The following is a 12,638-nucleotide window of genomic DNA, read 5'->3' as shown; positions in this document are numbered from 1 at the left end:
CCATGAATGATGAACTCACAGCGTCGACGGGAATGAACCCCGCACCCGTGACGTTGCGAAAATCATTGTGGCAACTGATTCTGTCTCGCATTGCTGCACTGCGTGAGGACATCAGCCGTACCTTTGAGAGTGGAAAGGGTGTCGACAGTGTCACCTTTTCGATCTCCTTCATTGCGCTGGCTGCAAAGCTCGCCAAGGCAGATGGCCAGGTGACCCGGGACGAAGTCACTATGTTTCGTGAGATCTTCACCATTCCCCCGCAGGAAGAGGTGAATGCGGCGCGGGTCTATAACCTGTGCCGCCAAGACGTCAGCGGCTATCACACCTATGCGCGCAAGCTATCCAATGCTTTGGGTGCCGGTGAGCAAGCAGATGCCCTACGCCACGATGTGCTCGACGGTCTTTTTCACATCGCCATGGCGGACGGAGAATTTCACCCTGATGAAGAAGGATTTCTGCGGGATGTTGCAGAGGTATTCGAGGTGCCCGATGAGCAGTTCGATATTCTAATTGCCCGACATGTACCTGGCCGTGAAAATCCTTTCGACATTCTTGGCCTTCCAGGTAATGCGACAGCGCAAGATGCGCGCCGCGCTTGGCGTCAGCTGGTGAAGGAGAACCATCCTGACGTGCTGGCATCGCGCGGCCTGCCCGAAGAGATGCAATCCTTGGCAACCAGTCGCATGGCCTCGATCAACAAGGCCTATGAGGATGTCAGCGCAACCCTGAAAGCGCGTCCTCTGCCTGAAAATGACGACAGTCCTGCGCCGTGAATCGCGTCTGGGATATTTATTTTCGCAATCCTATTGCGTTTCAATCTGACATCCATAATTAAAGATGAGATCGACAAAGGAGTATTCGATGAGCATTTCCCTCGCAAAAGGACAGACACTGTCACTTGAGAAAAGTGGCAGCCGCGGTCTTACAAAAGTTTTCATGGGTTTGGGCTGGGACCCGGCTGGCAGCAACGAGAAGAAAGGCTTCTTCGGCAAACTGCTTAGCGCTTCATCCGGTGGTGATATCGATCTCGACGCATCGGTGATCGTTTTGGATTCTGCGAAAACAGTGCTCGACACTGTTTCCTTCTCTCAGTTGCGTTCCAAAGATGGTTCGATTCAACACGACGGCGACAACCTGACCGGCCAGGGCGATGGCGACGATGAAGTCATTCACGTCGATCTGACCAAGCTGAACTCCGCCGCCGCCTATCTGGTGTTCACCGTGAACTCCTTCCGCGGCCAGACGTTCAACGAAGTCGACAACGCTGTCGCACGCCTGGTCGACGAGAACGGCAACAAAGAGATCTGCAAATATACGCTGGCCGAACAGGGTTCGCACACCGGTGTTATCATGGCGTCGCTTGCGAAAACGAGCGATGGCTGGAAGATGACTGCCCATGGTGTTCCTGCCACCGGCCGCACCGTCCGCGACCTCGCCAACGACGCAATCCGCGTCCTGTAAGGAGAACAACAATGCTGAACTGGCTCAAAGACAGCGCCAACAAGACCCGCGACCGCTTGGCTGCCGAAACCTCGAAATTCAAAAACCGCTCCTTCATGGAGGCTGTGGTTTCTGGCTGCGCCCTGGTCGCTGCAGCCGACGGTGACATCTCCGCTGACGAAAAGCAGAAGATGGCCGGCTTCATCCAGCGCGCGGAAGAGCTGAAGCACTTTGAAATGCGTCAGGTCATTGAGGTCTTCAATAAGACTACCGCGGATTTCGAATTTGATGCGTCGATCGGCAAGGCTTCCGCCCTGCAGACCATCGGAAAAATCAAAGGCAAAGACGATCAGGCCCGCCTCTTGGTGCGTGTGATCTGTGCCATCGGCGCAGCTGATGGTGATTTCGACGCCGACGAACAGGCAGTCGTGCGCGAGATCTGCCTCGAACTAGGTCTGAACCCGGCTGATTTCGATTTGTGATCAATAAGAGGCGGCTTTTTGGCCGCCCTTATATCCCCCAAGCATTTTCCCCGGAGACTTTTTCAAGATGCATAGCCTCGACAGCTACCAAATGGCCATCATCGCCCTCGGCTCGATTGCCTTTGGTGTTTACCTGCTTGTGAAAGGTGGGGATTGGACCATCGACAGCGCTGTTGCGATCGCAGATCGCTCTGGCCTGTCCAAAATGTTCATCGCGGCCACAATCGTTGCCTTTGGCACATCGGCGCCTGAACTCTTCACTTCGATTAACGCCAATATCTCTGGATATCCCGGCATTTCGGTCGGCAACGTCATCGGTTCCAACGTTGCGAATGTGCTTATGGTGATCGGTGTTTCGGCTATGATTGCACCGATTTTCATCAGCCGAGCCGCAATTCGTGTCGATGCGATCGTCATGATCCTCGCCACCGCGGCCATGGTGCCTGCGATCCTTTATGGTCTGTTGCCCCGCTGGGGTGGCATCGCCATGGTTGTCGCGATTATCGGCTATATCATCTATCAGTACAAAGCCTCGAAGCTTGACGTCGATGATATCGAAGAAGCTGCCGAAGGTACCAAGAACCCCTATCTGATGGTCACATTGGGCATCATCACGCTGCTGGTCGGCTCTGAGCTTCTGGTTCAAGGCGCCGTTGCAGGTGGTATCGCGCTTGGGGTTCCCGAGGCCGTCATTGGCATGACCATGATCGCCTTCGGCACATCCCTGCCCGAGCTCACCGCCTGTGTCGCCGCTGCCCGTAAGGGGGAATCCGATATGATCCTCGGCGGCATCGTTGGCTCCAACATTTTCAATATCCTGTCTGTCATGGCCTTCTCCGCAGTGGTGAAGCCTCTCGTGATCGACAGCCGCTTTGCTGCATTCGACATGCCCATCGTCATCGCTGTGACCATGGTCTTCGCTCTGATGCTCTTCGCTTTCGGCCGTATCGGTCGGATTGCCGGGGCCGCAATGGCTTTGGCCTACATCGGCTTCACCGCTCTGCAATATAGCGGTGCAGCTGAGACACTCATCGCCTCTCTCTAACTTCCTCGAAAGGATACCAAAATGGCTCTTACGCTTTCCAAAGGTCAGAACCTGTCGCTTACCAAAACCGATCCGGGCCTCAACAATGTGCTGATCGGCCTCGGCTGGGATCCTCGTGTCACTGACGGCTCCGAGTTTGACCTCGACGCATCGGTCTTCCTGCTGGGCGACAACGGCAAGGTCCGCAGCTCCGCCGACTTCATCTTCTACAACCAGATGAAATCCGCATGCGGCTCGGTCGAGCACACCGGCGACAACCGCACCGGCGAAGGTGAAGGTGACGACGAACAGCTGAAGGTCGACCTGTCCAAGGTACCGGCTGACGTGACCAAGATTGCGATCACCGTCACCATCCACGACGCCCAGCCGCGCGGCCAGTCTTTCGGCCAGGTCGACAATGCCTTCATCCGCATCGTCAACGACGCCACCGGCGCCGAGGTCGTCCGCTACGACCTTTCTGAGGACTACAGCACGGAATCCGCGATGATTTTCGCAGACCTGTACCGCCACAATGGCGAGTGGAAGTTCAAGGCCGTGGGCCAGGGCTACGCCGGCGGTCTGAAGGCGATGTGCGATCAGTACGGCATCGCCATCTAAACGACCCGCCGCGGGGTTTGCGAATTCCGCGGCGGCACACCGATCTGTACCCGGGCAGGAGCTTCGGGACGAACCAACGAAAGAATTAGGAGAATTCACATGGCTGTATCGCTTTCCAAAGGCGCCAACGTTTCGCTCACCAAAGAGGCTCCTGGCCTCACCACCATCCTCGTTGGCCTGGGCTGGGATGCCCGCGCAACCGACGGCAAGGATTTCGACTTGGATGCTTCCGTCTTCATGGTCGGCGCAGATGGCAAAGTCCTGAACGACAATGGCTTCATCTTCTTCAACAACCTGAAGTCCGAAGATGGTTCTGTTGAGCACCTGGGTGACAACCTGACCGGCGCCGGCGATGGTGACGACGAACAGGTCAAGGTCGACCTGTCCAAGGTCCCCGCCGATGTTGAGAAGCTGGTCTTCGCTGTGACCATCCACGAAGCCGAAAGCCGCAGCCAGAACTTCGGTCAGGTTTCCAATGCCTTCATGCGCGTTGTGAACCAGAACGGCGATGCCGAGCTGGCGCGCTTTGACCTCAGCGAGGACGCCTCGATGGAGACTGCCATGATTTTTGGTGAGCTCTACAAGAAGGGCGACGAGTGGAAGTTTAAGGCGATCGAACAGGGCTTTGCTGGTGGCCTCGGCCCGCTCGCGGCAAACCACGGCGTGAACATCTAATCACGCACCCCGGGAGGCCCGCAATGCGGGCCTCTTTCCAGAGGGCACGGGTCATGTGCCTTTTGGAAAGAGATCGTCTGGAGATCACCTTGATGCTCAACCCCGACCCAGAAACCGTCTTTGTCATTTCGGTCATCTACGCCGTTATGGTTATCCTCTATACCCGGCTCGTCTTCATCGATGAGCTTGCCTATGGCGCAATGCCAGGAGGCCGCTGGGCGCGGGTTGGCACGCCCGAAGCCTCGATGCCGCGGGTGGCCCTCATTCTTGTAATCGCAGCAATATTCACGCCGATCACGATCATCGTGCTGCTCGCTTGCCATGCCTTTAAATTGAAAGCCTGATCCATGACCACATTGACCCCGGGCGCCAATGCCGCCCTCACAGTCCGCTCTCCCCTGCTCACCGTGATCCAGCCCGCGGGTGCCGGTGCCGACATCTCGGCCTTCGTCCTTTACGCGGGCGGCAAGGTGCGCGGCGATGATGACATGTGCTTCTTTAACCAGCCTTCGGTGGCGGGCGGGGCCGTGACCACGGACCGGCAAAGCGACACCGAAACCGATTTCGTCTTGCTGCTCGATCAGCTGCCCGATGATGTGGAAAAGATCGCTATCACAGCAACGCTGGACGCCAAGAGCTTTGACGGGCTGGGTGATTTGCAGATCACCTGTAAGAACGGCCCGGACATGACCATTCCAACGGCCGGGCGCAGCGAGAAGGCCTTGATCCTGGCGGAAGTCTACCGCCGCAACGGCGACTGGAAAATCCGCAACGTCAGTCAGGGTTTCAACGGCGGCCTGGCGGCATTGGCCACCCATTTCGGCATCGAGGTAGCCGATGAAGGTCCGGCAGCGGAAGCCGCCCCCCAGAAGGGCACCGTCGATCTGGCAAAGCGGATCGTGAAACTCGAGAAGGACGCCCCTGCCCTCGTCTCTCTGGTCAAATCGGTTGGCGTCAACCTCGAAAAGCGCGGCAGCCCGGTGCCCATGGCTAAAGTCTGCCTTTGCCTCGATATCTCCGGCTCCATGTCGAAGCTGTTCCGGACAGGCAAGATCGACACGCTGGTGGAGCGTGCCTTGGCACTGGGTCTGACATTCGACGACGATGGCGAAATCGATGTCTTCCTCTTCGGGAGAAATACCCATGAATATGGGTCGGTGAACGCCGCCAATTATAAGGGTTTCAGCGCGCGCGCCCTGAAGGACCACCCACTCGAAGGCGGAACCCGCTATGGCAAGGCCATGGCTGCGATCCGCAAGTTCTACGCACCGGATTTCAAAGATGGTCTGCCGGTCTTTGTGTTCTTCGTGACCGACGGGAGCACCGACGACAAACCGCTGACGCTCAAGAACCTCAAAGAGAGCGCCGACGAGCCGATCTTCTGGAAGTACATGGGGCTGGTGCAGGAAGGCTTCTTTGCAGCGAACCGCACGAGCTTCTTGCAGGAGCTCGACGATCTGCCCGGTCGGACCATCGATAACGCGGACTTCTTCAATGTGGCAGATCCTTCGGCACCGACGCCTGATGAGTTCTATGATGAAGTTCTCGACGAGTTCCCCGAGTGGCTCACCGCGGCGCGCGGCGCCGGGATCCTGAGCTGATGAATGTGATCCCACGATTGGCGCTGCTGCCCTGCAGCGCCTTTTACCTCTACCTCTCGATGGTTTCCGACCAATCCTTGGCGCTGTTCGCGGCAGGCGGCTTCATGACCGCGCTGATCATCCTGGTGCTGCGCGGGATTAATGAAGAGATCAGCTCAGTCGAGGCCGGATCGCTCTGGCTGATCGCATTGAGCGCATTCCTCTCTGCCGTCCCCACCCTTGCGTCCATTCATAGCCCTGGTCTTTGCACAGATCAGGTCGCCACCTATGAGATCGCGATGCTCTTCTCGATCTATGGTGGCATCATCCTGGGGGCGCATCAGCTGTCGAAGCACTTCCTGCCTGCAGATATGAAAGCCATGTCAAAGCCCCGCGCGCGACGCTTCATGTCGGTGCCGGGGCATTCGATGTGGATCCTCACTTTGCCGTTCCTGGCGACTGGCTATCTGATGTTTTCCATGGGGACCTGCGCGGCAGACAACCCCTATCTGCTGAGCTTTCCTCTGATGTCTCTTTTCCCGATCGGCCTCGTCGCATTTCTCGTCGGTGGCATCACCCGCAACCAAAAAGCCATTGTTAAATCAAAGATGGAGTTCGCATGACCCAATTATCCATGGGCGCCAACGCGCCACTGCAACAACGCGAGATCACCTTGGACGTTGTCCTGCCAGCAGGCGAGAGCGCCGACATCACGGCCTTGCAGACCTATGCGGGTGGCAAGGTGCGCGGCGATGGCGACATGTGTTTCTACAATCAGCCTTCGATCAGCGCCGGGGCGCTTACGCTGACGCCCCAAGCCACACATCACACGGTGTTCTCGATTCAATTGAACCGCATCCCGGCCGAGGTCGAGAAGATCGTGATTTTCGCAACAGCCAATGGTACCAATCAGTCACTTGGGCATATCTCGCAGATCCATCTGGACGCGCGCGGCGAGCATCAGATTGCTATCAACATGCAAGGACGCTCCGAGGCCGCGCTGATCCTGGCGGAGATTTACCGCCGCGGCGGAGACTGGAAGATGCGCCATGTCGGACAAGGGTTCAACGGCGGCCTGAAGGCAATCTCTGAGCACTACGGCGTGGATATCGCGGATGATCCCGCACCGGCACCTCAGGCGGCTCCTACACGCGCCCCCGCGCCTGCTCCGGCAGCACCGGTGAATATGGCCCGGCCCAAAGCCACGCCTACTCCGGCGCCAGCACCAAGTGCAGCACCGCTGAATCTGAGCAAGATCAGCCTCACGAAGAACGACAAGACGGTAAATCTCAAGAAAGATGATGGGCGCTTCGGGAAAATCCGGGTCAACTTGAACTGGAACCAGCGCCCGCGCAAAGCAGGCCTGCTGGGCCTCGGGTCTACCGCGATCGATCTGGATCTCGGCGCCTTCGTGGAAGACGTCCACGGCAACATCACCGCCGTACAGGCGCTGGGCAACAGCTTCGGGGATTACGACTACTTTCCTTATGTGAAGCTGCTGGGCGACGACCGCACCGGTGCCGTGACCGATGGCGAATGGATCGACATCAATGGGTCGATGTGGTCGGAGATCCACCGTGTTCTGATCTATGCCTTCATCTATGAGGGTACGGCCAACTGGGCGGAGACTGATGGTGTTGTTCGCATCATGGTGCCGGGCCAGCCCGAGATCGAAGTCAAAATGAACGAGTTCGGATCAAACCACGGCATGTGCGCTGTGGCCTACCTTGAGAACAAGGGCGGTCAGATCAAGGTCTCGCGCGAGGTCACCTTCCATCGTGGCCATAGCTATATGGATGATGCTTACGGCTTCGGGATGCGCTGGCGCGCAGGCAGCAAGTAGAGATCAGTCGATCACAGTAACGCGGAAGGACTTAAGACCGTATTTTTGAACACGGTTAAAGAGCACTTCCGCGTTCTCCGTGGCCAATCGCACGCAACCGGCAGAGGCCGTGCTGCCAAGCTTGCTGATCTGATTGGTCCCGTGGATCGCGAAGTTCCCATCATAGAAGATCGAGAAGGGCATCGGCGCATTGTTATAGCGGCTCGACTTGTGGTGCTTTGACAGGAAATTAGGCGACCATTTCCCCCGCGGAGTGATCTTGCCTGGCCGTGCGGTCGACACCGGCCAGACATCAAAGAGAGACCCATCGATATAGACGGCCATAGTCTGGGCAGAGACATCGACCACGACTTCTGTTGGGACCGCACCGGAGACGGCCGGTGCGGCTTGGGCAGATCCGATAAGCCCGAGCCCCATCAAGGCGGCGAGCAAGAAAATGCGAATTTGGAACATAGGTACACTCCTGTATACCTCATCCTAACCAAGACCCCCCGTAAACCCCATAGAGATACCCGTCTTCATAACATGAGATTCAAGTGATTTTTTGCTGAAATTCTTTGTTTTTCGCAGTTGAAGATCGAGACGAACCTCGGTATATCGAGATGTGAAATAGGTTTTCGATACTAGATAAAGTGTAACGCCTGAAAAAATCTCCATATCTTGAGAAAACTCTGGTTGGCGTTTTCTCACGCCAGATCTAGCTTGGACTTCCCGCGGCATGAATGCCGACACTCACTCTAACGACAAAAAGGTTATTCATATGTCCGTTGCGAAAAACAAAACCGCAGTTGCGAAAAACAATGTAGAGGCCACTCTCCCACCAATCTCCTCGCAGATCTGGGATATGAAGTATCGCTTCAAGAAAGCCGACGGCACGCCGATCGATCAGAACATTGAAGACAGCTGGCGCCGCATCGCCAAGGATCTCGCCAGGGCCGAAAAGGATTCCGCCCATTGGGAAGAGATCTTCTACGGCGCTCTGACCAACTTCAAATACCTGCCCGCCGGTCGGATCACCGCCGGTGCTGGCACCGCGCGCCGCGTGACCCTGTTCAACTGTTTCGTCATGGGCACCATCCCCGACAGCATGCCTGGCATCTTTGATATGCTGAAAGAAGCCGCGCTGACCATGCAGCAGGGTGGTGGTATCGGTTACGACTTCTCCTCGATCCGCCCCCATGGTGCGGATGTGGTTGGTGTCTCCGCTGACGCTTCCGGCCCTTTGTCCTTCATGGATGTCTGGGACGCTATGTGCCGCACCATCATGTCTGCGGGTTCGCGCCGCGGGGCGATGATGGCGACCATGCGCTGTGATCACCCTGATGTGGAGAAATTCATCTCCGCCAAGCAGGATGCCGCACGCCTGCGCATGTTCAACATGTCTGTGCTGATCACTGATCCCTTCATGGAGGCGGTCAAGGCGGACGCCGAATGGGACCTCGTCTTCGAAGGCAAGGTCTATAAGACTGTGCGCGCGCTGGAGTTGTGGAACTCGATCATGCAGGCGACCTATGATTATGCCGAGCCGGGCGTCATCTTCATCGACCGCATCAACAAGGCCAACAATCTGAACTACTGCGAGACCATCGCCGCGACCAACCCCTGTGGTGAGCAGCCCCTGCCCCCTTACGGTGCATGTCTTCTGGGATCAGTGAACATGGCGCGTCTGGTGGCCAATCCTTTCCAGTCCGATGCCGCACTTGATGTCGATGCGCTGAACGAGTTGGTCGCAACCTCGGTCCGTATGATGGATAACGTCGTCGACGTGTCGAACTTCCCCCTGCCCGAGCAGCAGGAAGAAGCCAAAAACAAGCGCCGCATTGGCCTTGGCGTCACCGGTCTTGCCGATGCCCTGCTGATGATGGGTCTGCGCTATGGCTCCGATGAGGCTGCCGCCCAAACCGAAGTCTGGATGAAAGCCATCGCCCGCGCTGCCTACCTGGCCAGCGTCGAGCTTGCCAAAGAGAAAGGCCCCTTCCCGCTTTTCGATGCAGAAAAGTACCTCGCATCCGGCAACATGATGCAGATGGACGATGATGTGCGCGACGCGATCCGTGAGCACGGCATCCGCAACGCACTGCTGACCTCTATCGCGCCCACCGGCACGATCAGCCTCTATGCGGGCAACGTCAGCTCCGGCATCGAGCCTGTCTTCGCCTATGCCTATACCCGTAAGGTTCTGCAGAAAGATGGCACGCGCACCGAAGAGCAGGTCGAGGACTATGCCTATGCGATGTACCGCGACATGTGGGAGAGCGGCAAGATCGGCAACGGTGAAGCCTTTGACGACAAGCACCTGCCCGACTTCTTCGTCAACGCCCAGACCCTGCCGCCGGCCGACCACGTCAAAATGCAGGCCGCCGCGCAGAGATGGATCGACAGTTCGATCTCTAAGACGATCAACTGCCCCGAGGACATCTCCTTCGACGCATTCAAGGACGTCTATATGCAGGCGTGGGACACAGGCTGCAAAGGCTGCACAACCTACCGCCCCAACGACGTGACCGGTTCGGTTTTGTCGGTTGAGAGCGATAAGTCACCTGCGAAAAACGTCGAGCCCGAAGTGCGCAAAGACGTTCTGGCCGGCCGTGACGAGGTTCTGTCGGGCGCAACCTACAAGCTGAGCTGGCCCGATCTGCCGCATGCCTTCTACATCACAGTCAATGACCGTGAGATGGCGAACGGTGGCAAATGCCCGCATGAGATCTTCATCAACACGAAGAACATCGAGTCCAAGATGTGGATCGACACCGTCACGCTTCTGATGACGGCCGTCTTCCGCCGCACCGAAGACCCGACCTTCATCGTCGAAGAGCTCGAAGGTGTATTTGATCCCCGCGGCGGCTCCTTCATGCCGGGTCAGGGATATATCCCGTCGCTGGCAGCCGCGATCGGTGGCATCCTGCGCCAGCACGTTGCTGGTCTGGGCCTGATGCAGGCGAAGCTGCCCAAGGGCGTGAAGGCTGAGGCCGTGGTGAATGGGGAGGTTCAGACCTCCGAGGCACCGGTGCCGGAGCTGGGCGCGAAGAAGGTTCAGCTTGATGGCTGCAAGGATTACGGCAACTGCGACATCGTTTTTCAGGGCGGCTGCAAGCAGTGCAATTCATGCGGCTGGAGCGCTTGCTCGTAATGCGTAAGTGACTGATAAAAATAGGAATGGCATAAATACAGTGCCATTCCACGCCACTAACGAAGAAAAAGACAGCTTACGTATTGGAGACATCAAATGGTTCAACGATCAAATCTCGAGAGAGATGAAAAGGTAATGGCAATGGTTCTTGATAAGCTTATCGAGACCGGATTGAGCTGTGTTACTTTATCGTACGAAGATCTTGGTTTGTCCTCTGACGATGCGGAGGTATTTTCAAACTGCTGCATATGGCTGCGCAATGAAGGCATCATCAGGTGCAATGATAAGTTTAGGCACCCACAACCTATGATCAAACCGCATCTCACTGCGAAGGGTATGAGAATGATGGGTGGTAGGTTCCTGACAGACGTCGATCAGACACTAGGTGAAGCCGTAAAGGAAGTGTCATCAAGCACGCAATATCATCTCAAACTTGGGGAGATTTTGGGAGCGTTTGCAGCAAGCGGCTTCAAAACACTAGGCTCATAAGCAATTTTCAAAGACGAACGACGCGCGCTGCCCCAGGAGGCCAACCGCGGTGATGTGAAGGCCTGCTTGGTCTATCCTGCCCCGTGCTCAGTAAGAGCACTGCTTTGGGTTTCACCCAGGCCAAGTTCGACAAACACTTCTGCCTGACCTGTCCGCATTCGAGCGCTTTCGAAAACGACAGGGCCAACTCTGCCAGAAAAACCCTTACCCGGATTAGCCGTCCCTTTAAATATAGGCTGAAAGGTCCACCATGAATGGACTTAATCGCCGAAGATCGCAGAGCTCTTCTAATCCCAACCGTGTCTAACTCATGATGATCCGAGCAGTCACGCCAACCAGCAACACAATGTTGCCTGCGACAAAAACTGCTGTCGAAACATCCATAAAGCGTGCGTATGCTTTCTCGCTCATCAAATACCTCCTGTTTCGCTACAATCGTCTCGCCGACAACATGGCGCAGATCTCATCGTCCTTCTTCCAGCGATCCACGATCGCATTATGACGCGCTGGTGCTTCCGTCATAAATTTGATCTGGCATTCTCTATCGAGGGGCGGAGTTTCCTTGACCACGTCGGAGAAGCTGGGACCCGATTTCTCATCTAAGCCCACATTATGTTTTTTGGTCACTTTAGGCCCTCCGCTGCTCGCCTTCTTTTTCCATCATACTTATGGCCATTGCGAAAATCTACAATACGTGAACAATTCAACTTCCTATGTAGAGGCTGCCGTGGTGATGAAACCCTTATCCAAAGATGAAACCCGCGCCCGGCGCCATGAAATCCACCGCCGCGCGATGGAGGGCGAGCTTCAACTGCCAGGCGCTGTCCGGGATATGCGCAACGCTCTGGGGTTTACCCAGACCAAATTCGCCAAGCACTTCGGTCTTAGCCTTGCGCATCTGAGCGCTATCGAGACAGGGAAGGCCAACCCCACCGCGGAGGTCCTGACCAAAATCGGGCGTCCTTTCGGGTTCCAGCTGGGCTTTGTGCTGCGGGAGAAACCTCAAATGGCCAAGCACATCAACCTCCCCCCTGAGGTCAAAGTTCTGGTCCAGCTCTGCAGAACAGAGATGCACGCCGTGGAGGTCTGGCTTTTTGGCAGCCGCGCGCGCGGCGACCACCGGCCGGACAGCGATTACGACATTCTCGCCGTGGTCGCGGATGATGCGCCCGAGGGTGTCGATACGCCGATGGCGGCCTTTGAGCTTCGGCGGCGCTCGAAAGCCCATGCGGATCTGCTTACCGGACGCATGAGTGAGGTTATCGGGGCGCGGGATGTGCCCAACACGCTGAGCTATATCGTTCATCGTGAAGGTCTGCGGATTGATGATTGAAACTACTCCGCAGCACCTTGTGCA

The 12,638-nt window shown here is 56.7% G+C and carries 14 protein-coding genes; 12 read left to right on the top strand and 2 right to left on the bottom strand.

All coding sequences use genetic code 11. The annotated features are described in order from the left end of the window. The first annotated feature begins 2 nt into the window (after positions 1–2). From ACGYLO_RS10650 to ACGYLO_RS10605, 10 genes are all read left to right on the top strand, one after another. On the top strand, positions 3–773 hold the full coding sequence (locus ACGYLO_RS10650) for a TerB family tellurite resistance protein (protein WP_394376444.1): 771 nt from the start codon (positions 3–5) through the stop codon (positions 771–773). Between the two features lie 88 nt (positions 774–861). After that, the gene (locus ACGYLO_RS10645) at positions 862–1,461 is read left to right on the top strand and encodes a TerD family protein (RefSeq protein WP_394376443.1); all 600 of its coding nucleotides are present in this window, start codon (positions 862–864) and stop codon (positions 1,459–1,461) included. An 11-nt stretch (positions 1,462–1,472) separates the two neighbouring features. Further along, positions 1,473–1,922 (top strand): tellurite resistance TerB family protein, encoded by a 450-nt coding sequence (locus ACGYLO_RS10640; RefSeq protein ID WP_394376442.1) that lies wholly within the window; start codon positions 1,473–1,475, stop codon positions 1,920–1,922. A 67-nt stretch (positions 1,923–1,989) separates the two neighbouring features. Next, entirely contained in the window at positions 1,990–2,967 is a 978-nt protein-coding gene (locus tag ACGYLO_RS10635) for a calcium/sodium antiporter (RefSeq protein ID WP_394376441.1), read from the top strand. A gap of 21 nt (positions 2,968–2,988) precedes the next feature. Then, positions 2,989–3,564 carry a TerD family protein gene (locus ACGYLO_RS10630; RefSeq protein WP_394376440.1) on the top strand — a complete coding sequence of 192 codons (576 nt, stop codon included), beginning with the start codon at positions 2,989–2,991 and terminating at the stop codon, positions 3,562–3,564. 99 nt (positions 3,565–3,663) lie between these two features. After that, positions 3,664–4,239, top strand: a complete 576-nt coding sequence (locus ACGYLO_RS10625) for a TerD family protein (protein WP_394376439.1) — start codon at positions 3,664–3,666, stop codon at positions 4,237–4,239. Positions 4,240–4,331: 92 nt separating this feature from the next. Next, positions 4,332–4,583 (top strand): hypothetical protein, encoded by a 252-nt coding sequence (locus ACGYLO_RS10620; protein ID WP_394376438.1) that lies wholly within the window; start codon positions 4,332–4,334, stop codon positions 4,581–4,583. 3 nt (positions 4,584–4,586) lie between these two features. After that, positions 4,587–5,840 carry a VWA domain-containing protein gene (locus ACGYLO_RS10615; RefSeq protein WP_394376437.1) on the top strand — a complete coding sequence of 418 codons (1,254 nt, stop codon included), beginning with the start codon at positions 4,587–4,589 and terminating at the stop codon, positions 5,838–5,840. A gap of 104 nt (positions 5,841–5,944) precedes the next feature. Then, complete coding sequence (locus ACGYLO_RS10610) at positions 5,945–6,442, top strand: hypothetical protein (protein ID WP_394376436.1); 498 nt, start codon at positions 5,945–5,947, stop codon at positions 6,440–6,442. Beyond that, entirely contained in the window at positions 6,439–7,662 is a 1,224-nt protein-coding gene (locus tag ACGYLO_RS10605; protein ID WP_394376435.1) for a TerD family protein, read from the top strand. The genes ACGYLO_RS10610 and ACGYLO_RS10605 overlap by 4 nt, the downstream gene beginning before the upstream one ends. A gap of 3 nt (positions 7,663–7,665) precedes the next feature. Here ACGYLO_RS10605 and ACGYLO_RS10600 read toward each other — a convergent pair whose 3' ends face one another. Beyond that, a complete protein-coding gene (locus ACGYLO_RS10600; protein WP_394376434.1) occupies positions 7,666–8,115 on the bottom strand; it encodes a L,D-transpeptidase in 450 nt (149 codons plus the stop codon). A gap of 391 nt (positions 8,116–8,506) precedes the next feature. Between ACGYLO_RS10600 and ACGYLO_RS10595 the strand changes: the two genes are divergently transcribed. Beyond that, the gene (locus ACGYLO_RS10595; RefSeq protein ID WP_394376433.1) at positions 8,507–10,792 is read left to right on the top strand and encodes an adenosylcobalamin-dependent ribonucleoside-diphosphate reductase; all 2,286 of its coding nucleotides are present in this window, start codon (positions 8,507–8,509) and stop codon (positions 10,790–10,792) included. Positions 10,793–11,710: 918 nt separating this feature from the next. Here the strand turns inward: ACGYLO_RS10595 and ACGYLO_RS10590 are convergent. Beyond that, a complete protein-coding gene (locus ACGYLO_RS10590) occupies positions 11,711–11,908 on the bottom strand; it encodes a hypothetical protein (RefSeq protein ID WP_394376432.1) in 198 nt (65 codons plus the stop codon). Positions 11,909–12,014: 106 nt separating this feature from the next. Between ACGYLO_RS10590 and ACGYLO_RS10585 the strand changes: the two genes are divergently transcribed. Beyond that, positions 12,015–12,614: a helix-turn-helix domain-containing protein gene (locus tag ACGYLO_RS10585; protein WP_394376431.1), complete on the top strand. Its 600-nt coding sequence runs from the start codon at positions 12,015–12,017 to the stop codon at positions 12,612–12,614. Positions 12,615–12,638 lie beyond the last annotated feature (24 nt).

This window comes from Sulfitobacter sp. 1A13353, from assembly GCF_043557255.1.
GTDB lineage: Bacteria > Pseudomonadota > Alphaproteobacteria > Rhodobacterales > Rhodobacteraceae > Sulfitobacter > Sulfitobacter faviae.
This window is presented reverse-complemented; position numbering and strand designations above follow the sequence as displayed.